Source organism: Agrobacterium sp. 16-172Ci (assembly GCF_053522725.1).
Genome location: NZ_JBNWBW010000010.1, coordinates 98015 through 120789, shown reverse-complemented (window position 1 = coordinate 120789; position 22775 = coordinate 98015). Strand labels below are relative to the sequence as shown.

The window sequence follows — 22775 nt, the reverse complement described above, 5'->3', positions numbered from 1 at the left end:
CCGGATTTCCAACCATCTTAAACGAGGCCAGATCAATGCGATCAATTGAACACATCTATATCGACGGTAAATTTGTGGTGCCAGACGGCAATGAACGGCTGGACCTTTTCAATCCGGCGACGGAAGAAAAAATCGGCGATGTCCGGCTTGGCAATGCAGATGATGCAAGGGCCGCAGTGGCAGCCGCAAAACGGGCTTTTCCCGCCATGGCAACCTCCACCAAGGCGCAGCGTATCGATATGCTGCGCAGCCTGCGCGATACGATCGAAGAGCGACCGGATGAGCTCACGCAGGTCATGACCGAAGAATACGGCGCACCCGCTTATTTCACGGCTTTCTCCGTTCAAAACGCAGCGTCGATTTTTGATGTTATGGCTGAGACCGTGGCGAACTACGACTTTGACCGGGTCGTGGGCAAAAGCACGGTCAGGATGCTGCCGCGCGGCGTTCTCGCCGCCATCACGCCCTGGAACAGCAATTTCGGTTTTATCGCCACCAAGCTTGCGCATGCAATCGGTTCAGGCTCGTCGCTCGTCATCAAGCCGGCCGAACAGAGTGCGTTTCAGACCGATATTCTGGTGAGAAGGCTGCATCGGGCCGGCCTGCCGGCAGGAGTTTTCAACATCGTCAACGGCACGGGTCCAGTGGTCGGTGCGGCGCTGACGCAGGATCCCGACGTGGCGACCGTCAGTTTCACCGGTTCCACCCAGGCTGCAAAGATCATTCAGCGAGCGGCGATCGACGGCATGAAAAGGGTCGTTCTGGAGCTGGGAGGCAAGGCACCCACCATTATCCTGCCGGATGCCGACCTCGACAAGGCCATACCTGTCGCCCTGATGTCGGGCTTTGCAAACAGCGGCCAGGCCTGCGTCGCGGGTACCCGCATTCTGGCTCCGAGGTCCCGTCTCCCCGAGATTGCCGAGCGGTTGAGGATGGCGGCTGAAAAATTCAAAGTTGGCGATCCCCGTGATCCGGAGGTTCGGGTAGGCCCTCTCGCCAGCCTTGCCCAGTGGGAAAGGATCCAGACTTACATCCGGCTTGGTGTCGAAGAAGGAGCAACCCTGCTGACAGGCGGAACCGGACGCCCGGCCGGGATTGAAAAAGGATGGTTCGCCCGCCCGACAATCTTCGCAGATGTCACGAACGAAATGCGCATCGCCCGCGAAGAAATCTTTGGTCCCGTCCTGTGTCTTCTCGCCTATGAGGACGAAGATGAGGCCGTCAAAATCGCCAATGATAGCGACTACGGATTGCAAGCCTATGTGCTTGGATCCGACATCAGACGCGCCGAACGCATCGCCGAGAGGCTGATGGCCGGCCGCGTCGTCATCAACGGCGCACCGCATGATCCCCGCGCGCCCTTCGGCGGTTTCAAGCAATCCGGTATCGGCAGGGAGATCGGTGCCTTCGGTCTCGACGGCATGCTCGAACCGCGAGCCGTTCTCACCCCGTAACGCGAGAAGTCTGCAGCGCCGGTCCCGGCGCACTCTCTCTTCTGCTTCAGGCCGACTTTGTATCCAGACGTGTCAGCCGTGCGAAAACCGACGTTTGATGACGCAACAGCAGGTCGAAAGAAACAGCCGGGATACGATCAACATCTACCTGTTCCGGACGCGACACGGCGTTGGTCATCTCGGACCTCCATCATGAATAACGATATTGCGCCACTTGATGGAGAAGCGTTGTGTCGAGAGTTTTCCATCGAAACCGAAAACGGTACCTCGATGTAGCCTGTCTGGTTGCTGATACAATAAGCTACGGCCGAGGACGGCAATCACATCGATCAGTCTTGAAATTTCGTTTCGTTGTTCGAAGTATCCGGCTTCGCATCGACGCGATTTTCCGCCTCGGCCTGCTGCGACAGGGGAAGCTCCAGTTGGATGTCCTGCATCTCGGGCAGGCTGGCGATGCCGTCACGAAGGACAAGGTCTTCATAAGACAGTTTGAACGGCATCGGAATCTCCTTCCGCGCGGGAAATTGGCCGCCATCCGCTTTTTCCGGCGGCGACCCTTTACCGGTGATCAGCTCTTCACGAAGGCCAGCAGATCCGGATTGATGATGTCGGCATGAGTTGTCAGCATGCCGTGCGGATATCCCTTATACACCTTCAGCGTGCCATTCTTCAGCAATTTGACCGACAATTCGGCAGAATCTGCGATCGGCACGACCTGGTCGTCATCGCCGTGCAGAACGAGCGTCGGCACCGTGATCGCCTTCAGGTCTTCCGTCTGATCGGTTTCCGAGAAGGCCTTGACGCCGTCGTAATGGGCCTTGGCGCTGCCCATCATCCCCTGACGCCACCAGTTCTGGATAACACCGGGAAAGACTTTGGCATCCGGACGATTGAAGCCGTAAAACGGACCGGTCGGCACGTCGAGGAAGAACTGGGCGCGGTTTTCGGCCACACCCTTGCGGAAGCTGTCAAAGACTTCGATCGGCAGACCGCCGGGATTGGAAGGCGTCTTCAGCATCAGTGGCGGAACGGCGGAGACGAGAACGGCCTTGGCGACCCGGCCCTGCGGTTCGCCGAATTTTGCGACATAACGCGCGACCTCACCACCGCCAGTCGAGTGTCCGATATGAACAGCGTTCCTGAGATCGAGATGTTCGGCAACGGCGGATGCATCGGCGGCATAATGATCCATGTCGTGACCGTCGCTCACCTGCTGGGAACGGCCGTGGCCGCGACGGTCATGGGCGACGACGCGGTAACCGTTGTTTACGAAGAACAGCATCTGGGCATCCCAGTCGTCGGAGGATAGCGGCCAGCCGTGATGGAACACGATGGGCTGGGCATCCTTCGGACCCCAATCCTTGAAATAGATATCGACGCCGTCCTTGGTCTTTACGAATGATTCGGTCATTGGAAATGCTCCTTCGTTTCGGGATGAGGTGGATTTTGAAAAGGCTGTTGATGGAACTGCCATCGCAGCGGAAAGCGCGGCACCGGCCACGAGAAGACGTCGTCTCGAAAGCGCCAGCGTAATTGGATCGTCGGTCATGTCGGTTTCCTGCCTGGCTTCAGCGGGAGCGACGGGTGGTTTCGAACAGGAACCATGTGCGGCGCTCGGTCTCGTCGATCCAGTTTTCGATCAGGCTGGTGGTGGCGTGATCGTTGAGGTCGGAGGTGAGGTTGTGCGTTTGTCGCAGGATGGCGGTCAGCTGCTTGTTGTCCTCGCGCAGTTCGGCGAGCATGTCCTCCGGGGTGACGAAGTCGGCATCATTATCAAGGAGACGCTGGAGGCGGCCGATATGACCGATGGAACGGATGGTAGTGCCGCCGACCTTGCGCGCCCTTTCAGCAATGTCGTCGGTCATCGCGAATATCTGCGCCCCCTGTTCGTCCAGCAGCATGTGATAATCACGAAAATGCGGACCGGAAACATGCCAGTGGAAATTCTTGGTCTTGATGTAGAGCGTGAAGACATCCGCCAGCAGGGCGGTCAATGCGGCGGCGATGTCGCGGCTCGCTTCGGCACCGAGGTCAGTCGGCGTTGCGAGTGGAAGCTTGCGGTTGCTGGCAACTGTGGTCATGTCCATGATCGTTCTCCTTTTGCAATCGACCGCCCGATGTTGAGCGCCCCTGTTGCGGCTGTCTGATCGGCACCGAGGATAGAAAGAAGAATGGCTCGGGAGAAATCGGCTGGTGGTACAGTCCACCCGATACCTAAGTGTAGTTTCGGCGGGTTCCCACCCGGGATAGTTTTTGCCTGTCGCCCCGCCCCAGGGCGATTGGCTCGCAGAAGCCATGAACTCCGGTATCCCCTCTCCCGGAGCCGCGGATCTCCTCCCGATCCGCCAAGGCCGCCCCCGCCGCAGGAGGCGGCCTTTTTCGTTCCGCCCTCCAGGGAGCAGGCAACCTATGCCTGAGTATGATGTTTACTCATCCGCAGTTGCGCTAGCGTCAGCGGGCACGACAATCGTCAATCTGCAAAATCGAAGGAACTCCGACATGGCAGAAGAGCGGCCGGAAGGTATTGAAAAATACGATCATCCCGCTGGCGGCTGGGATGCGTTGAAAGCTGTCGCGAAAACGCTCGCGCATCAGCAGATCGTCGCACAGGGCACGATGACGCTCCTTAAGGCCAATAAGCCCGAAGGTTTCGACTGTCCCGGCTGCGCCTGGCCCGACCCCAAACACACCTCATCGTTCGAGTTCTGCGAAAACGGCGCCAAGGCAATCACCTGGGAATCGACGGCGAAACGATCCGGACCCGAATTTTTCGCGCAGCATACGGTTTCCGAACTGTGGCAATGGACCGATCACAAGCTTGAGGATGCCGGCCGGCTAACCCTTCCCCTGCATTACAATTCCGAGAAGGACCGCTATGAACCGATTGCCTGGGACGATGCCTTCAGCCTGATCGCACGGGAACTCAACAAGCTTGACGACCCCGACAAGGCTGAGTTCTACACGTCCGGCCGGGCATCCAATGAGGCTGCGTTTCTCTACCAGCTTTTCGTGCGCGCCTATGGCACGAACAATTTCCCTGACTGTTCCAACATGTGCCATGAGGCGACAAGCGTCGGCCTTCCGAAATCCATCGGTGTCGGCAAAGGCACGGTGACGCTGGAGGATTTCGATCATGCCGATGCGATCTTCAGCTTCGGCCACAATCCCGGCACCAACCATCCCCGCATGATGACGACTCTGCATAATGCCGCAAAACGCGGCGTGCCGATCGTCGTGTTCAATCCGCTGAAGGAACGCGCGCTCGAACGGTTCGCCGCGCCGCAGGACCCAATCGAGATGGCGACGCTCTCTTCGACGCCAATCGCCTCCGCCTATCACCAGCTTCGCACCGGAGGCGATCTCGCCGCCCTCAAGGGCATTATGAAGGCGGTGTTCGAACTCGATGCGGAGAGCCTTCAGGCGGACCGCGGCGGCGTACTCGACCGGGCTTTCATCGAGGAACATACCGCAGGCCTCGACGCGCTTCGCGCCGATATCGACGCGACGTCCTGGGATATGATCTGCTCAGTCAGCGGGCTGACGAAGGAGGCTATAGAGAGTGTTGCGAGGATTTATGTGAACGCTTCTAACGTCATCATCTGTTACGGCATGGGTATAACCCAGCACGCCAAGGGTACCAGCAACGTGCAGCAGATCGCCAATCTCCTGCTGCTGCGTGGAAATATGGGTCGCCCCGGGGCGGGAATAGCGCCCATTCGTGGCCATTCCAATGTTCAGGGGGACCGTACCGTCGGCATTACCGAAATCCCGAACAAGGCGCTGTTGGACGGCATGGAGCGCGCTTTCGGTTTCCGCCCATCTGCGGAGAAGGGTCACAACGCGATAGAAGCCGTGGAGGCAATCATCGCCGGCAAATCCCGCGCACTTATCTGCCTCGGCGGCAATCTCGCCGTCGCCATGTCGGATACAGGCGCGACCTTCGAGGGCATGCGCAACCTCGATCTGGCCGTTCATATCGCAACGAAGCTCAACCGCTCTCATCTTTTGACAGCAAAGACATCGCTGATCCTGCCTTGCCTTGGACGCACCGATCTGGATACTCAGGCGTCAGGACCGCAGGCTGTAACAGTCGAGGATTCGATGTCGATGGTGCATGCCTCTCGCGGTTTCCTCAATCCACCAGGGGAACTGGTGAGGTCAGAGCCCGCCATCATCGCCGGCATCGCCAAGGCGACCGTCGGAAACCGTCACGGAATTGATTGGGACTGGCTGATTGCCGATTACGACCGAATCCGTGACAAGATCGAAGAGGTCTTTCCAGATTTCAGGGATTTCAACAGCCGGGTTCGGGTAAAAGGCGGTTTTCGCCTTGATGTCGCGGCCTCCTTCCGCCGTTGGAACACGCAGAGCGGCAGGGCCAATTTCCTCGTCGCCACAGGACTTGAGGAAGACCCGCTCATCTCCAATCCGGAAGCACTCGTGCTGACCACGATCCGCAGTCACGATCAGTACAATACGACGATCTATGGCATGGATGACCGTTATCGCGGCGTCTTCGGCCGAAGGGACATCATCTTCATGAACCGGCACGACCTTGCCGCGCGCGGCCTGAAGGATGGTGATCGCATCGATATTCACGGCATCGGCCCGGAAAATGAGGGCCGACACCTCGTTCAGGGTTTCACGGCGGTCGAATACAATATCCCGAAGGGATCGGCCGCAGGCTATTATCCGGAGATGAATGCGGTGGTGGCGCTCGGCCATTATGACCGCCTTTCCGGAACGCCTTCCTACAAGGGTGTCCCGATCACGGTGAGTCCGGCAGCCGCCTGACGCCCGGAGGCCCGGCGCGCAATGCAACGGTGTTTGCACGCTCTTTTCCCCACCGTTTGGGCTGGACGTCACCTCGGGCCATCAGGCATGGCCTGTGGAAGACGGGCCATATATGCGGATTTTTCGATATATCGCCGTGCCGTTTTACCGCTATCCTGATGTTTCGACGACGGTGGCAACCAAGACCTATGTATAGGTCAGGTTGTGCTGAAAAAACCGTATTGTCGGCAAAAATCGCATCGGGGGAACAATGTCGATTGCGTCAAGGATGTTTCGCGCGCGCGAACCGGAAGGTGGAGCGCACCATCTGGCCTTTGGCCTTGGGGCGCTGGCGCTGGCGGCCGGGGTATTTTACGTTGATACCTATACCGACATAGAAGGCGCGATCGCGGTGCTTTATGTCATCACGGTCCTTTTGGCCGCGCAGACTGTAAGTTGGTCGGGACTGATCGTGATCTCCTGCGCCTGCGCCATTCTTTCCCTCCTGTCCTATGCAGCGACCCACGCGCAGGATGCGGATTTCCAGTCGGCGCTTCGGTTGGTCGTCGCCCTTGCGGCACTTGCCGTCACGACCGTGCTGCTTTTGAAAACCGAGACCGCCCGGCTGGCAATGTTGTCCGTCAATGCGGCGCTGAAGGAAAGCGAGGAGCGTTATCGCTCCATTTTCGATCGTACGCGCGTCGCACTTTGGGAACGCGACTATTCGAAGCTTCACGCCCTGCTGATGGGCCTCAAGCAACGGGGCATCACCGACATGCGGGCCCATGCCCGCGCCAATCCGGGTTTTACGCAGCAATGCATCGATCTCATCACCGTCGTTGCATCGAATGAAGCCGGAAAGGAAATGCTGGGTTACGATTCCTCTATCCGCGGCACCCTTCAGCGATCAGTCGTGTCTTCGTCCGGCAAGTTCGTCGATGTGCTGCAGGCGATCATCGACAATCAGGGTGTCTTTGAAGACAAGGTGGTGGTGCGTACCGACAGCGGCGAAGACAAGCTGGTGCTTCTTTCAATCAGTTTCCCCGCGGAGGCGGCCTCCTTCAATCGTGTGGTGGTCAGCATGGTGGATATCACCCAGCGCGAAATGGCGCTGAAGGCGCTGGCCGAGGCACAGGCGGAATTGACAAAGGCCTCGAAGGCGGCGGCCGTCGGAGCCATGTCCGCATCGCTCTCCCACGAACTGAACCAGCCGCTTGGCGCCATCATCGTCAATGCGCAGACATTGCTGCGCTGGCTCGATCGCGATCCGCCGGATCTCGCCGCCGCCCGCCGCTCGGCCGAACGCATGATCCGCGACGGGCAGCGCGCTAGTGAAATCATCCAGAACACGCGCAGCCTGCTCGCCCATACGAGCGGCAAGGTGGAAACCTTCGACCTCGATGAGTTTATCGATGAAACGCTAAGCCTTCTCGAACATGAGCTGGAACGCAGCAGAACCACGGTGCATGTAGAAAAAGCGGTAACGCCGCCGATAACAGCCGTCAGGATCGAATTGCAGCAGGTCCTCATCAATCTTCTCACAAACGCCATTCAGGCCATGGACGAGGCGGGCACCGGCAATCGCACCATCACGGTGCGGAAGGAACGTGAAGACAGTGACAATATTCATATTGCGGTTCACGACAACGGACCGGGTTTCCCGGCGCAGATGGAGGAAAAGCTGTTTTCGCCGTTTTTCACGACCAAGGAAACGGGAATGGGCATGGGGCTTTCCATCTGCCGCACGACACTGGAAGCACGGGGCGGCAGGCTTACCGGTGACAATCATCCTCTCGGCGGGGCGGTCTTTACCATTTCCATGCCGATCAGCCAGGAGATGGAACATGCCTGAGCCACGCAAGACGACAAAGGAGCCGCCGTCACCCATCGTGTTCATCGTCGACGACGATGTGTCGATGCGCGAGGCGCTCACCGATCTTTTCCGCTCCATGAAGTTCGATGCCGAGGCTTTCGACAGCGCCGGCGCCTTTCTTGAAAAAGCCAATCTGAACCGGCCTGGCTGCCTGCTGCTTGATGTGCGGCTTCCGGGCATAAGCGGCCTGGATTTCCAGATGCAGCTGGAACGCGTCGGCAACCGGATGCCGATCATTTTCATGACCGGCTTCGGCGATATTCCGATGAGCGTGCGGGCGATGAAGGCGGGCGCCGTGGATTTTCTGACCAAGCCCTTCAAGGAACAGGACATTCTCGACGCCGTCGCGGCCGCGATGGAGCGGGATGCGTCACGACGCCGCGAAAGCGCCCAGAACGACGCCGTGACCTCCCTTGCCGAACAGCTGACGCCAAGAGAACGCGAGGTCATGGGCGCGGTTGTCCGCGGCCTGATGAACAAGCAGATCGCCTACGAGCTCGGCATAAGCGAGGTCACCGTGAAGCTGCATCGGGGCAACGTCATGCGCAAGATGGAGGCGAGATCCCTCGCCGATCTCGTGCGCAAAGCGGAGCTGATCGGCGAGAAGCTGCGGCCACCTGTATCTTAGTATGGTATCTTTGATAGCGGCATGGGCGCATAGAAGAAGAAAGAAAAACAGAAAAGGTCGCTTTCATTGCCCCCCGTTCCCGTCATTGCTGTCGTCGACGACGATCCCGCCATTCGCGAAGCCATGGATGATCTGATCATATCCTTTGGTTACGAATGCCGCCTGTTTGCTTCTGCCGAAGAATTCCTGGAATCGAAGCAGCAGGCGGGCATCGACTGCATCGTCGTGGACGTGAAAATGCCCGGTCTTTCCGGCATCGAGTTGCAGAGCGAGCTGAACCGGCGCGGCGACCATCCGCCCATGATCTTCGTCACCTCCTATCAGGATGAGCGCACCCGGAACGCGGCTTTGAACGGCGGCGCATTGGCCTTTCTCGGCAAGCCAGTCAATATCGTCAGTCTGATCGGATGCCTGCAATCCGTGCTCAACGCGCAATCCTGACGACAATCTTTCCCGAGTGAAATCCATCGCTATTTCATGCTCCGACGCGTGCGTCCGGGCATGCGTTGTCGTTGGGCGAGCGCCATTTCCTGGATTGTTTCGCCGCCAAGACGTTCCGCTATACGAACTAGACCTCTGTATAGATGCCGGCCCCGCCTCTCCGCCGTAACCTTTGCTCCAGTCAAGCGCCTCCCTTCCGGACGCTCCCGACGACACCACCACCCATTTCAGGAGCAGGGCATGACCTCCATCAGCAAGAATGCCGACGCGCAAAGACGGCGTCACCTCAAAGTCGCAGCAATGTTGGTTCTGGGTGCGGTCGCCTTGTTCGGAGGAAATGTACTCCTGATCAGGGATAGCGAGCCGGCGCTCGCGGCCTCCGAAGACGTCGCATCAGCCAGCGCCTTCCGCATCCTCACACCGCAGACGATCGACAGGCCTTACGGACATTCCGCGCCTGTCGCGTCTGCCGGCGATGCAACCGAAGGCAAAGAGACTGTAGCGGCCACCGACGACACATCCTGCGTCGCCATGCGCGCCGCCCGAAAAACGGACCTGCACGACACACTGGATCCAAAAGCCTTCTGTCAGCTCCAACACCGCCTCTTCAATGCCGAGCTGATCGACCGCATCGCCTTGCTCCAACTCGCATCACAGACCCACACAATCGACACCTCGTCCCAACTCGCTATGAACAAGGAGTTCTGAAATGGAAACGTTGACCAGACGCGCAGTCCTCGCAATCGGCGCCGTCGGCGGCACCGCCCTTGCCGCCAGCGCGGCCGGAGCAGCATCTTTCGGCAATCCCGATCAGCCCGCCGAGGGAGCAATTAATGCCAATGCCGCCGGCCTCAGCGATCCCGGCCCGAAGAACCCTGCGATCAACAACCAGTTTCCGTCTTTCCAGAGCCCACCGGCGACCGATGTCGGCGACATGCAGCTTTTCTGGGGTTCGTTCAACAACGCCGCCAAACGTATCCAGAATGGCGGCTGGGCACGTCAGGTGACCAAGTCGGACTTCGCGATTTCGGATGCCGTGTCCGGCGTCAACATGCGGCTCGGACCGGGCGGCATTCGTGAGATGCACTGGCACCGCGCCGCAGAATGGGCGATCATGACCAATGGCCATTGCCGCATCACCGTGCTCGATACGCAGGGCCGCGCTTATGTGCAGGATGTGGAGGCCGGTGATCTCTGGTATTTTCCGGCCGGTTACCCCCATTCGCTGCAGGGACTTGGTCCCGACGGTTGCGAATTCGTCATCGTGTTCGACGAAGGCGACCAGTCCGAATATGGCACCCTGCTTCTCACCGACTGGTTGGCGCATACCTCTCCCGAGCTGCTGGCCAAGAATTTCGGCATCGCGCCGGACGTGTTCCGGAACATTCCACTGCAGAACCTCTGGATATTCCAGGGCAAGGAGCCGGGACCGCTCTCCCGGGATCAGGAAGCCGTTGCCGGCGCGGGGCTTCCCCCGTTTCCGTTCACCTATAAGCTCGCGGCATCAAAGCCACTGAAGGAAAACGCTGCCGGCGTCATTCGCCTCGCCGACAGCAGCGCCTTTACGGTGTCCAAAACCATCGCCGCCGCCATCGAAACGATCAAGCCCGGCGGGGTGCGCGAAATGCACTGGCACCCCAACGCGGACGAATGGCAATACTGGATCAAGGGTGAAGGCCGGATGACCGTGTTCGACGCGGGTCCACGCAGCCAGACCGCGGATTTCCGTGCTGGCGACATTGGCTACGTGAAGAGGAGCCAGGGCCACATCATCGAAAATACCGGCAAGACCGACCTGCAATTCGTCGCGGTCTTCAAGACCGCCGAATACCAGGAGGTCAGCCTGTCGTCCTGGCTGACCCACACCCCGCCGGCGCTCGTAGCCCAGCACCTCAACGTCAGCATCGAGGATGTGGCGAAGTTTCCCGCAAACCAGCCGGCGATCATGCCGGGCTGAACATCCTGCCCAGCCTTTGACCGGTGTTTCGGCATACCCGATCCGCAGGTCTTCCAAGACAGGACGCAACGCATAACCAGTATCGAAAGTCAGGAACAGCCATGAAACCATTGACGATCCGGATCGCCGGCGGCTCGCTTGCCGGTCTCTTCACGGCGATATTGCTTCAGCAGGACGGGCACGATGTGAAAGTCTACGAACGCTCTGCATCCGGCCTCGCAGGGCGTGGTGCAGGATTGGTGCCGCAGCAGGAATTATTCGAGGTTCTGGGCCAGATCGGCTGCGAAGACGTCTCCCATGTCGGTGTGGTTGCGAAGGAGCGCATCTACCTCGACGCCGGCGGCCACGTCGCCCAGCGCCAGAAGACGCCGCAGATGCAGATTTCATGGGACTATCTCTTCGAGCGCGTATCCTCCCGCCTCCTTGCCGATACCTATCGTCTCGGACACCATATCAACGCGGTTCGGGAAGGCCCTGATGGAGTGACACTATCCTTCACCGACGGCACGGAAGACCGCGCCGATCTGGTGATCGGCGCGGATGGCCTGGGTTCGGTCATCCGCAAGGCGGTTAATCGCCATTCAGAAAACGCCTTTGCGGGTTACGTCGCCTGGCGCGGACTGATCCGGGAAACCAAATTGCCGGCCGATGCATCCCTGCTGCTCGACCGCTTCGCTTTTTATATCGCACCCGGCATTCATGTTTTGGGTTACCTCGTGCCGGGCCCAAAGGGTGAGACACAACAGGGACAGCGCCGTTACAACTGGGTATGGTATCGCCCCACACCGGCTGACGAGCTGCCCCGCACCTTCGCCGGCCGCGACGGCAGGCATTTCGAGCATTCGCTCCCCCGAGGTGAGCTGGCCGAACAGCGCCGCGAGCAACTGCGCAGGGACGCGTTTTCCCTTTTGCCGCCGCAACTGGCTCTTGCGGTGGAAGCCGAGGAAACCCCATCGATCCAGGGCATTTTTGACTATGAGGCTGAACAGATGGTGTCGCCACATATGGCGCTGGTCGGGGATTCCGCCTTTGTGGTTCGCCCTCACACCGCAATGGGCGTTTCCAAGGCCGCGGGCGACGCAATGGCACTGCGCGACGCCCTGCGACAGACGGACGATCTGCCTGCAGCCCTTTCACGATATCAGAAAACCCGCCTGCCGGTGGGCAAGTCAATCGCCGCCTATGGCCGGAGGCTTGCCGAGACCGCGATCTGACGACGGGTCAAAATCAGGTCCGCCCGGCGTCATTGTTGTCCGCGACTTGTGCCTACGGCTAAGCGCAGGGGGTCATCCGGATTTTGCGATCAGCGAGCGAAATCGCTCGCTCATTTCAGGGTTGGCGGGATTATAGACCATCATGTTGAGATCCGAGCGTCCCTCCACCGCAAAGCATGAAAACTCCAGTTCGATTGTTCCCAGAACCGGATGGTGTAGGCGCTTGAGGCCCTCGTGCATGCTTGTGACCTCGTTGTCATCCCACATGGCCTTGAATTCGGAGCTGGCGGCCGAGAGCTCATCGACAAGTTGCTGGATGCCGGCGCCAGCGCCGGCGCGCGCGGCATCTGCCCGGAACGCGCCGACCACGTAGCGGGCGACATTGCGCCAGTCCTCCTGGGCAGTGCGCACCCGTTCATCGGAGAAAATCAGACGCAGAATGTTGCGGTTCTCCCTCGCCAGTTTGCTGTAATCCGTGAGGATGACGGCGGCGGCCCGGTTCCATGCCAGGACGTCCCATGTCGCCGTTCTGATGATCGCGGGGCTGAAGGGCAACGCGTCAAGCACGCCCTGAAGACGGGGCGTTATCGTCTCGGGCTGGCGATAACGCTGCTCGGGCGGATGTCCGAAGGCCAATATATGCAGGTGGTCGCGCTCGGGATCGGTCAGCATCAGTCCTTTGGCGATACGATCCAGCACATCCGCCGAGGGCGAACCGCCGCGACCCTGCTCCAGCCACGTATACCAGGTCGGACTTATGTTGGCACGCTGGGCGACCTCCTCCCGCCGCAGACCCGGTGTGCGGCGGCGGCCGATGGGAAAACCAAACGTTGCAGGATCAAGCCGCAGGCGGCGATCGCGCAGGAAGGTGCTGAGTGCATTCTCCGTCATTACATTTCTCGCCGCAGCCTGTTGAGAATTATACCATGATAAAGTCACTACTTTAACAGGACAATTCTTCATGAGATCACCCTCCCCGTCAACGCGGGAGATTTTGTATGCGTGTTTTTCTGACAGGTGCCACCGGGTTCATCGGCTCCCGGATTCTTCGTGAACTGCTCATCGACGGCCATGAGGTAATCGGCCTCACCCGCTCGGAGGCCGGCGCAAAAGCGCTGCAGGCCGCTGGAGCTTCCGCCCACATCGCAACGCTGGAAGATGCGGCCAGACTCGCCGGGGGTGCAGAGACTGCCGATGCCGTCATCCATACGGCTTTCGACCATGATTTCGCGAATTTCGCCGCCAATTGCGAAAAGGACCGCCGGGTGATCGCGGCGCTCGGTGCCGTATTGGCTGGTTCCGACAGGCCGATGCTCATCACCTCAGGGGTCGGCATGGGTGATCCCGGCAATGGCAAACCCGCCCGGGAGGATGTGTTCGATACGCATCATTTCAATCCGCGCATCGCCTCGGAACTCGCGGGCCAGGAGCAATTGCAGGCGGGCGTCAATCTCGGCGTCGTCCGGCTCCCGCAGGTGCATGACACGGTAAAACAGGGCCTCATCTCGCCCTATATCGAGATGTCGCGCGAAAAAGGCATTGTCGCTTATGTCGAGGACGGCGGCAATCGCTGGTCAGCCGGGCATGTGGACGATGTGGCGAAGCTCTACGTGATGGCGCTCCTTCGGGCCGAGCGGGGTGCTCGCTATAATGCCGTGGCGGAAGAAGGCGTTATGGTGCGCGATATTGCCGGGATAGTTGCCGAGAGGCTTGGGCTGCCGCTCGTTTCCATAGGCAAAGAGGACGCCGCCGGCCATTTCGGCTGGTTTGCCCTGTTCGCCGCCATGGATCTTACGGCCTCCAGCGCGCTCACCCGGGAGAAACTCGGCTGGATACCCACTGGACCGGGCCTGCTCGACGATCTCATAGCCATGGACTACGCGACGATCGAATAACCGGCAGGCAGGCGTCCGCCTCACGCCTGTCGTCAGGATCAGATGCGGCGAAGATGGCAACACGGCAGCACCGGGAAAACCGATGCTGCTTCCAAACATGGTGGATGTTCAGGTGGCAGGCATCACTTGCCCGACGCCCGTCTGCCAAGGCCCAGCAGGTGGTAAAAGGCAATCGCTCCGATTGTTGCCGTGCCGATGCCATCGAGCGTGAAGCCCGCGACATTGAGCTTGAAGTTGCCGGCGCCCAGCACCAGCGCGATACCCACGGTGATGAGGTTGCGCGGCTCGGAAAAATCGACCCTGTTTTCAACCCAGATCCGCCCAGCTGTCGCCGCGATGAGGCCGAAGACCACGACGGAAAGGCCGCCGATGACCGGTCCGGGAATGGTCTGAATGAGCGCACCGAATTTCGGCGAAAAGCCGAGAATGATGGCCACCAGTGCAGCTACGACGAAGACGAGCGTCGAAAAAATGCGGGTTATCGCCATGACACCCATGTTTTCGGCATAGGTCGTCATGCCGGTTCCACCGAAGGCGCCTGAGAACATCGTCGCAATGCCGTCACCGATAAAGGCGCGACCGAGATAACGATCGAGGTTCTGCCCGGTCATCGCGCCTATCGCCTTGATATGCCCGAGATTTTCCGCCACGAGAATGACGACGACCGGAGCAATCAGCGCAATCGCGGAGCCGGCAAATACCGGCGCGGTGAATGTCGGCAGACCGAACCACGATGCGGCCGCAACGCCTGCAAAATCGACCGGTTTGCCGAGACCGAGGCCGTTCGCCACCACGAGATAAGCGATATAGGCAATCGCGCCGCCGAGAAGAATGGGCAAGCGGCGCGCCATGCCGGGCGCATAGACAGCAATCGCGCCGACCGATGTGACAGTCAGGATCGCAATCCAGCGCGACAGCTGGTCGCCGTCGGGATTGCCCGGGCCGGAGCCGGAAGCGCTTGCAATGGCAATGGGTGCGAGGACGAGACCGATTGCCGCTACAATCGCGCCGGTCAGAACCGGCGGCATCAGCTTTTCGATCCAGTCATGGCCGGCGATCATGACGATGACGCCGATCAGCGCATAAAGCACACCGGCGGCGATGATGCCGCCGAGCGCCAGCGCGATATCAGGACTCGCCGCGCCCGCGGCCGCCCCCGTTGCCACGAGCACCGGTCCGATGAACGCAAAGGAAGAGCCAAGATAGCTCGGGACACGTCCCCCAACGGCGATGAAGAAGATCAGTGTCGAGATGCCCGAAAACAGGATAGAGACGTTCGGATCAAACCCCATGATCAATGGTGCAAGAACCGTCGACCCGAACATCGCCACGACATGCTGAAGACCGAGCACCGCGGTCTGCCCCGCAGGCAGACGCTCATCGGGCAGGATGCGCCCTTCGGTTTTCAGTCGCCAGCGCGGAAAATAACCACCGGTATCACTCATGTCGTCCCCCCAGGAAACAGCCGGCACGCGCTTCCCGGATTTTCCGGTTTCAGTTCGTCGCCGTGCAAAAGATTTGCTTTTTATGATTTGCGCCTGCCTCCGGAGATCGAATCGGCAGCCGATGCATCTTTTCTCCGTTAGCGCGATCGGCTGCACCTGTCATCGGCAACGGACCGTTTCCCACTGTTACGCATTCCGGCGCGGAACAATCAGCTCCCGCGCCGGTAAAAAGATACCAGATCGACGGTATTAGCGCGCTTTTTCAAGCGCCGTCAGAATCTCATAGGCCGCCGAAACCCGCTCCTCGTTGGGGTAGTTTTTATTGGCCAGAATGACGATGCCCAATTTCTGCTTTGGTATGAACGCCACATAAGCGCCAAAACCATTGGTGGAGCCGGTCTTGTTGATGAAGACATCCTGGCGCGGCTTCATGGGCGGCGAGATTTCGGAAACCGGAACAGTCTTGAGCAGGGCACCGGAATTCAGCTCTCGCAATGTCTTCAGCGGTGCGGGATGGGCATATTGCTCCCAGACCATGTCCTGCGTCATGGCGCCGACGCTGAAATATCCCGTATGGGTGTTGGTGAGCGCCTGCTGGATTTTTCCGTCCAGCTTTTCCAGTCCCATATTCGCATTGACGAAACGGATCATATCCTCCGCTGTCGATTTGACGCCGTAGGCTTCCGAAGAGAGAACGGCGGGTGTCACGCGGACGGGCTCGCCCGTTCGCTTATAGCCCTGCGCGTAATCGGCCATCTTTGCCTCAGGCACCACGGTAAAGGTGTTCTTCAAGCCCAGAGCGGGAAAGAGCGTATCTTTCATGGCGTCATCGAAGCTTTGGCCCATGGCCTTTGCGGTGATGTATCCGAGCATTCCAATGCTGGGATTGGCATAAGTTCTGTGTGTTCCGGGCTTGTATGAGGGTTTCCAGGCCTTGAGATAGGCCAGCAACTGCTGCTCCGACTTGACGTTATCCGGCACCTGCAACGGAAAGCCGCCGGCGGTGTGGGTGCCGAGTTGCATCAGCGTGACATCACCAAAGGGCTTGCCCTTCATGGAGGGAAGATAATTTTCCACCTTGCCCGAGAGCGAAAGCCGGCCATTCATTTCGGCATAGGTGCTGAGGGTGACCGTGAAAGTCTTGGAGATGGAGCCGAGTTCGAAAAGCGTCTGCGCCGTCACCGGCTGGCCCGAGCTTTTGGACATGACGCCATAGGTGAAGATGTGGCTTTCGCCATCGACACTGATACCAACGGCAAGGCCCGGAATGCCGTTTTTCTCCATGACCGGTTTGATCGCTGCATCCGTTATCGCTTTCAGCTTCGCATCATCGGCGGCGAGCGCCTGCGTGAGCAGGCCCGTCGAAAGCAAAGTGGCCAGTGCGATATGTCTGCGATTAAGTTTCATCTTTCGCGTTCTCCAAAACCTAGGGTGGATTTTCAGCCCGTGGGCCGTTCCCAGCGAAAGACGTTTAACCGGCCTACATTGCACGAACAAATCATGATATCTCGGAGAAGACACAAGAAAATCTAGGTCTCGAATGGTTCGGCAATTTCTTCCACTGAACGGCTTACGGGCTTTTGAGGCATCGGCGCGGCACCTGAGCTTCACCCGCGCGGCCATCGAATTATGTGTGACGCAGGCGGCTGTGAGCCAGCAGGTGAAAGGACTGGAAAAGCGGCTTGGCGTTTCGCTTTTTCAGCGGCTTCCGCGCGGCCTGAAGATTACCGCCGAAGGCGAGGCCCTGCTGCCGACGGTGACGAGTTCCTTCGACCAGATGGCGACGACGCTCGACCGGATCGAGGCCGGTCAGGTGCGCGAACTGCTGTTTCTGGGTGTTGTGGGAACCTTTGCCGTGGGCTGGCTGCTGCCCCGGCTGAAGGCGTTTCAGAAGCAGCATCCCTTCATCGATGTCAGGGTTTCCACCAATAATAACCGGGTGGATATGGCGGCTGAAGGGCTGGATTTCGCCATTCGTTTCGGCCAGGGTTCCTGGCATGGCACGGATGCCTTTCGGTTATTCGAGGCGCCTCTCTCCCCGCTCTGCACGCCGAAACTGGCAGAGACGCTGAAAACGCCCGCTGATCTGATGGAAGCGACGCTGCTGCGCAGCTACAGGGCCGATGAATGGAGCAACTGGTTTGCCGCGGCCGGCGTGACGCCCGCCGCGCAGGTGAATGCCGGCATTGTTTTCGATACGTCTCTGGGCATGATGGAGGCCGCCCTGCAGGGGCTGGGCGTGGCGCTGGCGCCGCCATCGATGTTTTCGCGGCATCTCGCCTCCGGCGCGATCATCCAGCCTTTTCCGGTTACCATTTCGCTCGGAAGCTATTGGCTGACCCGGCTGCAATCGAAACCGCCGACACCCGCCATGCAGGCCTTTTCCGACTGGATGTTCAATAGCATAGGCGCTGCGGAATAAGGCCTATGCCAGGGCGAGCAGAACGCCGCCGGCCGCGCAGAGGACCACCACGGCCCATGGCGGGGTTTTCCAGATCGTCAACAGGATGAAGCCAGTGAGCGCCAGGGTGAAATCCTTCGGGGTGAAGATGGCGCTTGTCCAGACCGGATCATAAAGCGCTGCGCCCAGAATGCCGACGACAGCGGCATTTGCGCCGCGCATGGCAGCCTGCGCCAAAAGGTGCTTGCGGAACCCTTCCCAGAAGGGCAGCGCGCCGACGAGTAGCAACATGCCGGGCAGGAAGATCGCGACAAGGGCGATAGCCGCACCTGCAACGCCGTTGGGCTGTGGCCCTGCCACCGCACCGAGATAGGCGGCGAAGGTGAAGAGCGGGCCGGGCACGGCCTGGGTTGCGCCATATCCGGCGATGAAGGCATCTTCCGTAACCCAGCCCGTGGCGACGACTTCCGATTGCAGCAGCGGGAGCACCACGTGCCCGCCACCGAAAACCAACGCGCCGGCGCGATAAAAGGCATCGAACAAGGAGAGGCCCTGTGACGCCGCGACCGCCGCAAGCAGCGGCAGGAGGCCAAGAAGCAGGGCAAAGGTGGCGAGCGCAATGTATCCCGCACTTTTTGGCACCCGGAAGGCGAGATGGGTGGCCTGCCGCGCGGCATCGGCGCGACAGAAGGCAAGCCCGGCGAGCGCGCCGACGGCAAGCGCCAGGATCTGCCCGAAGGCGCCGGCGACAAACACGACGCAGACGATGCCGGCAAGCGCGATGCTGGCCCGCTCACGATCCGGCGCAAGACTTTTTGCCATGCCCCAGACCGCCTGCGCCACGACGGCGACGGCGACGATTTTCAGCCCATGCAGGAGGCCGGTGCCGACTGGTCCTTCGATGGAGGCGGCGACCATGGCGAAGAAAAAGAGGAGAATGGCGGATGGCAGGGTAAAAGCCGTCCAGGCCGCCAGCGCACCGAGCGGGCCTGCCCGCAGCAGCCCGAGCGCAAACCCCACCTGGCTGGAGGCCGGGCCAGGAAGAAACTGGCACAGCGCCACAAGATCGGCATAACCGGCCTCGTCGATCCATTTGCGCCGCACGACCAGCTCATCGCGAAAATAACCGAGATGGGCAATGGGGCCGCCGAAGGAGGTGACGCCGAGCTTCAGGAAGGCCGCGAAGACCTCGCCGGGCGTGCCGTGTCTCTGGCCCTGCACTTCGGCCTCCATGCTTCGCGTTGACGATTTCACCAAAGAACTCCCTGCGTGCAACGGCTAGTCGTCAACACATATCAGCCTCAAGACGGTTTCGGTATCAGATACCATTATGACAGGCATATGAAGGGACTGACGGCGTTGACGCCGGAACGTTGCGATAACGTTCCGGCGTCGTTTGGCGATTATCCGGCGAAGGGCCTATCGCTCGGTGGGCAACAATGCGGTGAAGTGCGAAATCCAGCCATTTTCATCGGTGCCGCCGGAAAAGCCCGTCGCATCCCAGATGATGTGATGCCGGTTGCTGCCGTTGTGGATCGTCACCGCGGCGGCGATGGGGGTTGGGGATCGCCATGAGAAGTTTTGGTTGGCGCCCGGCGCGAGGTGGCTGAGGGATTCAAGCTGGACATCGTCGAGGAACAGGACAGTGCTCATCTGGGTCTCATAGAGATATTCCCATCGCGCCTGCGCCAGCCCATTCGCGGCGGCAACGAGAAGGCTGCTCTGCCCCATGGGATCGGCCAGGGCCGCAAGACGCCAGGCGGCGAAGATACTGGCGATATCCCCGCCGCTGAGCCCGAGACTTGAGAGGAACTTGATGGTTTGATCATTGCCGAAAGCATTATAGCCTGCTTCACCGAAGGGCCGGATATGCTTGACGACGAAATTGCCAAGAAGTGGCATGTGTATCTCCTTTTGGACATGGACCACCTGTTCCCGGACGTTGGCGTGCAGGATAGCATGGTGGGATCTGTGGTTGATTGGGCGCCGGATAAATCCGGCAATCGATGGAAATGCGGCCGGTGTTCGGTCTATCGGCTTAGCCGAAGGTGATGGAGACGCGGGCCGGCATGGCCAAAAACGCCTGCAGGCCGAGCCGCGTTCTGGCACCGCCCTGCCCGGCCGGCCATGGATCGAGGATATGAAGTTCCAGATCCTTGCCATTCACGGTGTAGCCATAGACGAGGTAATAGTGGTACTCCGTTCCGATCACGAAGACGCGGTTGTTATCGATCTCGTGTCTGACGATATCGGCCGTCAGGCCATTGACGAAGTGGCCGCCGGTCGTTTCGTGATCGAAGGCGTTCCACTGGCTGGAAACCAGCTGGACGATATTGCTGTTCTGATTGGCGCCGGCCTGTTCATTGATGCCGCCGGTTTGATCCAGAACCTCCGCCAGTTCCCAGCGCTCTCGAACCGCGGGATCGACGGTGGCGAGTGCTGCGGTGTTGCGCCTTGCAATGACGTATTGCGTCGCCGCGGGAAGTCCATAATAGGCCCGCACCATCTGTTCGACGGCGGCAAAGCACCAGGCGGGGGTTAGCTGGGGCACCAGGGCGGGAGGGTTGTTGACTGTTGGCATGGTCTTCTCCTTGTTGAAAATGACGGGGTACGGGTTACAGCCGGGTGCCCGTCGTTGATTACATCTGCCGGGTGTTGAGGTCTGGGTGGTGTTGGCCGTCCTGCCGGCATCTGCGCCGGCAGGACATTGCCCATGATCCCATGCCCGAGGGGACGTGTTCGGCCGGGATCATGGAGACGCTTCCTGTCGGGCCGGGACAGGAGCGGCAGGCTCTTAAGGGATCAGGCGGTTTTGCTGAGGTCCTGACGATAGGCCTGCAACGACGCGATTTTTGCGTCCGCGGCAGCCTCACGTTCGGCGACGATGGCCGAGAGCTTCTCCGCGACACCCGCCAGATAGGCCGGCAGATTGGCACTGTCGATATATCCACCCTGCAACTTGTTGAGCTTCGACCATCCTTCGGCAAAGCTGCGGTTGAAGCGGTCGGAGACGATCACCACCGCGTGCCACTGGGCGGTTTGCCTGACGAAGAACTCGTCGACGGAGCGGATGAGCTGCGCGAAGCGGTTCTTTCGCAGCGTCTCCTGCCCGGCGACATTTTCGATGCCGGTGATCTGACGCTGGGCATCATCTGCAACCGCCTGCATGAAATCGGCGAAGCCTTTGAAAAAGAAGGCGATTTCTTCAACGATTTCCTTCATGCGTTTCAGCGCCGAAATGCTGACGTTGAGCGATTGCACCGCAAGCTTGATCTTGTCATCCTCGGCCTGCTTTCCCTTCAGCAAGGCGTTGATCCTGATGAGCTCGGCCGCCTGGGTACGGCGTTCCTTCTCATAGGCCTCCGCCTTGTCGATCATCTGCATCTGGATTTCGCGCAGGCTGGCCGCCTGTTGCTGCTGCTCTTCGGAGAGCTTGCCCAGCCCCTTGTCCAAAGCATCGAGCGAAGCCTGCAGGCTGGAAATAACCGTTTGCTGAGCGGCGATCTTTTCTTCCTGCGCCTTGAGTTCCGCGGCACGTGCTGCCAGACGCTTGTCGAGTTCGGCAAGCTCGATGGCCTTGCTCGATTTGGGGTCCGCGCTCTCCGCGTCCTGCGCAAGCTTCGCCTTGGCGTCCTCGAGCGACTTGACATCCCCCTTCAGAGCGTCGCGTTTTTCCTCGCTCTTGCGAAGCTCGGCTTTCTTTTCGGAAAGCTCGCTCTGCTTGGCGGCCGCATCGGCCTTGCTTCCGCCGCCTGACGGGGTGCGGGAGCCGCCGCCCTGCCCCTGCCCGTCTGCATCGTGCCCGGCCTTGGACTGTCCCGAAAGCGCGCCGCCAACCGACGAGGCCAGCATGGAGGCAGGACCGCCCGCCACCATGGCGATGGCGGGAATTGCGCTTGAAATCATCTGCGCGCCGACGCGGACGATCAACATGACAAAAGCACGCTGCTCGGCCGTATTGGCCCGCTGCTCATATTCCCGGGCCTTCTTTTCGAATGCCGCAACCTGTTCCTTGAGATCGTTGACAAGCGATTCAAGCTGTTCCCGCCGTGCGTCCGCCTCGCGGATTTCCCGTTCCATCACCGCTTTATCGGCGAGGCGTTTGCTCAAGGCCGTTTCGCTCATATCCGTGGTTTGCGCCGTGTCCCTGATGATGGCGTCATAGGTCGCAGCAAGGGCAAGAAGCTCGTCTCGAACGCTGAGAGCCCTATCCCGGATATTCGTTGCGAGCTTTATCAGATCGTTGGAGACAAATGCCTTGATTCCGGCCTGATCGTTTTCTTCCCTGACATCGAGCCAGTCCGGGAAAAGATCGCCGATGGACAGGCCGATGCGGGTGGCCGCCTCCATCGCGTTCTTCATGACTATTTCGCTTTTCTGCTGCGACGTGATCAGCCTGTTCATGATTGCGCTGATGCGGACGCGAATATCGCCGTTTTCCTGCGGCGTGGTGTTATAGGCGATGTAAAGCAGATCGATCGCATTGTCGGTGTCGCGCTTGGCGCGCTCGACATCATAGGTCCCCTGGATCTTATCGACATAAGACCGGACAAGCGCCGTATCCGACTTGGGAAGGCTGAAATTCGGTTGCGAAACGATAGCGTCGACGCCGGCGTCGATTGCGCTGTTGATCTGGGCGGTCCGGCTTTCGAAAGTCACGACATTATTCATTTTCATGCTCCTGTTGATGGGTG

21 protein-coding genes are annotated in these 22775 nt (G+C 59.8%); 10 read left to right on the top strand and 11 right to left on the bottom strand.

The genetic code is table 11. The annotated features are described in order from the left end of the window. Window positions 1-35 precede the first annotated feature (35 nt). A complete protein-coding gene (locus ACQZ40_RS12025) occupies window positions 36-1454 on the top strand; it encodes an aldehyde dehydrogenase family protein (RefSeq protein ID WP_142844499.1) in 1419 nt (472 codons plus the stop codon). A gap of 46 nt (window positions 1455-1500) precedes the next feature. Here the strand turns inward: ACQZ40_RS12025 and ACQZ40_RS12020 are convergent, their stop codons facing one another. The 4 genes from ACQZ40_RS12020 to ACQZ40_RS12005 all read right to left on the bottom strand — a co-directional run bounded on the left by ACQZ40_RS12020 (window position 1501) and on the right by ACQZ40_RS12005 (window position 3541). Then, window positions 1501-1632, bottom strand: a complete 132-nt coding sequence (locus ACQZ40_RS12020) for a hypothetical protein (RefSeq protein ID WP_271046574.1) — start codon at window positions 1630-1632, stop codon at window positions 1501-1503. A gap of 151 nt (window positions 1633-1783) precedes the next feature. Next, window positions 1784-1954, bottom strand: coding sequence for a hypothetical protein (locus ACQZ40_RS12015; RefSeq protein WP_271046573.1), 171 nt, complete (start codon window positions 1952-1954; stop codon window positions 1784-1786). A gap of 68 nt (window positions 1955-2022) precedes the next feature. After that, window positions 2023-3003: an alpha/beta fold hydrolase gene (locus ACQZ40_RS12010; protein WP_271046572.1), complete on the bottom strand. Its 981-nt coding sequence runs from the start codon at window positions 3001-3003 to the stop codon at window positions 2023-2025. A 19-nt stretch (window positions 3004-3022) separates the two neighbouring features. After that, a complete protein-coding gene (locus tag ACQZ40_RS12005) occupies window positions 3023-3541 on the bottom strand; it encodes a Dps family protein (RefSeq protein ID WP_065656035.1) in 519 nt (172 codons plus the stop codon). 412 nt (window positions 3542-3953) lie between these two features. Between ACQZ40_RS12005 and ACQZ40_RS12000 the strand changes: the two genes are divergently transcribed. From ACQZ40_RS12000 to ACQZ40_RS11970, 7 genes are all read left to right on the top strand, one after another. Continuing rightward, window positions 3954-6248 (top strand): FdhF/YdeP family oxidoreductase, encoded by a 2295-nt coding sequence (locus tag ACQZ40_RS12000; RefSeq protein WP_065656036.1) that lies wholly within the window; start codon window positions 3954-3956, stop codon window positions 6246-6248. Between the two features lie 250 nt (window positions 6249-6498). After that, window positions 6499-8079 carry a PAS domain-containing sensor histidine kinase gene (locus ACQZ40_RS11995; RefSeq protein WP_065656037.1) on the top strand — a complete coding sequence of 527 codons (1581 nt, stop codon included), beginning with the start codon at window positions 6499-6501 and terminating at the stop codon, window positions 8077-8079. Beyond that, window positions 8072-8728: a response regulator transcription factor gene (locus tag ACQZ40_RS11990; protein ID WP_065656038.1), complete on the top strand. Its 657-nt coding sequence runs from the start codon at window positions 8072-8074 to the stop codon at window positions 8726-8728. The genes ACQZ40_RS11995 and ACQZ40_RS11990 overlap by 8 nt, the downstream gene beginning before the upstream one ends. A 66-nt stretch (window positions 8729-8794) precedes the next feature. Continuing rightward, window positions 8795-9169, top strand: a complete 375-nt coding sequence (locus ACQZ40_RS11985) for a response regulator transcription factor (protein WP_065656039.1) — start codon at window positions 8795-8797, stop codon at window positions 9167-9169. A gap of 240 nt (window positions 9170-9409) precedes the next feature. After that, window positions 9410-9877, top strand: coding sequence for a hypothetical protein (locus ACQZ40_RS11980; RefSeq protein WP_448748019.1), 468 nt, complete (start codon window positions 9410-9412; stop codon window positions 9875-9877). A gap of 1 nt (window position 9878) precedes the next feature. Next, the gene (locus ACQZ40_RS11975; protein WP_078053579.1) at window positions 9879-11126 is read left to right on the top strand and encodes an oxalate decarboxylase family bicupin; all 1248 of its coding nucleotides are present in this window, start codon (window positions 9879-9881) and stop codon (window positions 11124-11126) included. Between the two features lie 101 nt (window positions 11127-11227). Continuing rightward, entirely contained in the window at window positions 11228-12340 is a 1113-nt protein-coding gene (locus ACQZ40_RS11970) for an FAD binding domain-containing protein (protein ID WP_065656042.1), read from the top strand. 72 nt (window positions 12341-12412) lie between these two features. On the opposite strand, the gene ACQZ40_RS11965 is transcribed toward ACQZ40_RS11970, so the two are convergent. Beyond that, window positions 12413-13231, bottom strand: coding sequence for a helix-turn-helix transcriptional regulator (locus tag ACQZ40_RS11965; protein ID WP_078053581.1), 819 nt, complete (start codon window positions 13229-13231; stop codon window positions 12413-12415). A gap of 107 nt (window positions 13232-13338) precedes the next feature. Here ACQZ40_RS11965 and ACQZ40_RS11960 point away from each other — a divergent pair, with 107 nt between their 5' ends. After that, on the top strand, window positions 13339-14235 hold the full coding sequence (locus ACQZ40_RS11960; RefSeq protein ID WP_448748018.1) for an SDR family oxidoreductase: 897 nt from the start codon (window positions 13339-13341) through the stop codon (window positions 14233-14235). Window positions 14236-14357: 122 nt separating this feature from the next. Here the strand turns inward: ACQZ40_RS11960 and ACQZ40_RS11955 are convergent, their stop codons facing one another. Beyond that, window positions 14358-15680 carry a solute carrier family 23 protein gene (locus tag ACQZ40_RS11955; RefSeq protein ID WP_448748017.1) on the bottom strand — a complete coding sequence of 441 codons (1323 nt, stop codon included), beginning with the start codon at window positions 15678-15680 and terminating at the stop codon, window positions 14358-14360. 249 nt (window positions 15681-15929) lie between these two features. Next, window positions 15930-17087 carry a class C beta-lactamase gene (gene ampC / locus ACQZ40_RS11950; RefSeq protein WP_448748016.1) on the bottom strand — a complete coding sequence of 386 codons (1158 nt, stop codon included), beginning with the start codon at window positions 17085-17087 and terminating at the stop codon, window positions 15930-15932. 133 nt (window positions 17088-17220) lie between these two features. Between ampC and gcvA the strand changes: the two genes are divergently transcribed. Further along, the gene (gene gcvA, locus ACQZ40_RS11945) at window positions 17221-18102 is read left to right on the top strand and encodes a transcriptional regulator GcvA (RefSeq protein WP_149743737.1); all 882 of its coding nucleotides are present in this window, start codon (window positions 17221-17223) and stop codon (window positions 18100-18102) included. A gap of 3 nt (window positions 18103-18105) precedes the next feature. Here gcvA and chrA read toward each other — a convergent pair whose 3' ends face one another. The 4 genes from chrA to ACQZ40_RS11925 all read right to left on the bottom strand — a co-directional run bounded on the left by chrA (window position 18106) and on the right by ACQZ40_RS11925 (window position 22752). Next, complete coding sequence (chrA, locus tag ACQZ40_RS11940; protein ID WP_448748025.1) at window positions 18106-19314, bottom strand: chromate efflux transporter; 1209 nt, start codon at window positions 19312-19314, stop codon at window positions 18106-18108. A gap of 186 nt (window positions 19315-19500) precedes the next feature. Beyond that, window positions 19501-19983: a hypothetical protein gene (locus tag ACQZ40_RS11935; RefSeq protein ID WP_448748015.1), complete on the bottom strand. Its 483-nt coding sequence runs from the start codon at window positions 19981-19983 to the stop codon at window positions 19501-19503. Between the two features lie 136 nt (window positions 19984-20119). Next, window positions 20120-20662: a hypothetical protein gene (locus tag ACQZ40_RS11930; protein ID WP_448748014.1), complete on the bottom strand. Its 543-nt coding sequence runs from the start codon at window positions 20660-20662 to the stop codon at window positions 20120-20122. Between the two features lie 221 nt (window positions 20663-20883). Beyond that, complete coding sequence (locus ACQZ40_RS11925) at window positions 20884-22752, bottom strand: tyrosyl-tRNA deacylase (protein ID WP_448748013.1); 1869 nt, start codon at window positions 22750-22752, stop codon at window positions 20884-20886. Window positions 22753-22775: the final 23 nt, after the last annotated feature.

Coding starts and splice junctions, on each gene's coding strand:
- ACQZ40_RS12025 (WP_142844499.1), top strand. CDS start 36: ATGCGATCAATTGAACACATCTATATCGACGGTAAATTTGTGGTGCCA.
- ACQZ40_RS12020 (WP_271046574.1), bottom strand. CDS start 1,632: ATGACCAACGCCGTGTCGCGTCCGGAACAGGTAGATGTTGATCGTATC.
- ACQZ40_RS12015 (WP_271046573.1), bottom strand. CDS start 1,954: ATGCCGTTCAAACTGTCTTATGAAGACCTTGTCCTTCGTGACGGCATC.
- ACQZ40_RS12010 (WP_271046572.1), bottom strand. CDS start 3,003: ATGACCGACGATCCAATTACGCTGGCGCTTTCGAGACGACGTCTTCTC.
- ACQZ40_RS12005 (WP_065656035.1), bottom strand. CDS start 3,541: ATGGACATGACCACAGTTGCCAGCAACCGCAAGCTTCCACTCGCAACG.
- ACQZ40_RS12000 (WP_065656036.1), top strand. CDS start 3,954: ATGGCAGAAGAGCGGCCGGAAGGTATTGAAAAATACGATCATCCCGCT.
- ACQZ40_RS11995 (WP_065656037.1), top strand. CDS start 6,499: ATGTCGATTGCGTCAAGGATGTTTCGCGCGCGCGAACCGGAAGGTGGA.
- ACQZ40_RS11990 (WP_065656038.1), top strand. CDS start 8,072: ATGCCTGAGCCACGCAAGACGACAAAGGAGCCGCCGTCACCCATCGTG.
- ACQZ40_RS11980 (WP_448748019.1), top strand. CDS start 9,410: ATGACCTCCATCAGCAAGAATGCCGACGCGCAAAGACGGCGTCACCTC.
- ACQZ40_RS11975 (WP_078053579.1), top strand. CDS start 9,879: ATGGAAACGTTGACCAGACGCGCAGTCCTCGCAATCGGCGCCGTCGGC.
- ACQZ40_RS11970 (WP_065656042.1), top strand. CDS start 11,228: ATGAAACCATTGACGATCCGGATCGCCGGCGGCTCGCTTGCCGGTCTC.
- ACQZ40_RS11965 (WP_078053581.1), bottom strand. CDS start 13,231: ATGACGGAGAATGCACTCAGCACCTTCCTGCGCGATCGCCGCCTGCGG.
- ACQZ40_RS11960 (WP_448748018.1), top strand. CDS start 13,339: ATGCGTGTTTTTCTGACAGGTGCCACCGGGTTCATCGGCTCCCGGATT.
- ACQZ40_RS11955 (WP_448748017.1), bottom strand. CDS start 15,680: ATGAGTGATACCGGTGGTTATTTTCCGCGCTGGCGACTGAAAACCGAA.
- ampC (WP_448748016.1), bottom strand. CDS start 17,087: ATGAAACTTAATCGCAGACATATCGCACTGGCCACTTTGCTTTCGACG.
- gcvA (WP_149743737.1), top strand. CDS start 17,221: ATGGTTCGGCAATTTCTTCCACTGAACGGCTTACGGGCTTTTGAGGCA.
- chrA (WP_448748025.1), bottom strand. CDS start 19,314: ATGGAGGCCGAAGTGCAGGGCCAGAGACACGGCACGCCCGGCGAGGTC.
- ACQZ40_RS11935 (WP_448748015.1), bottom strand. CDS start 19,983: ATGCCACTTCTTGGCAATTTCGTCGTCAAGCATATCCGGCCCTTCGGT.
- ACQZ40_RS11930 (WP_448748014.1), bottom strand. CDS start 20,662: ATGCCAACAGTCAACAACCCTCCCGCCCTGGTGCCCCAGCTAACCCCC.
- ACQZ40_RS11925 (WP_448748013.1), bottom strand. CDS start 22,752: ATGAATAATGTCGTGACTTTCGAAAGCCGGACCGCCCAGATCAACAGC.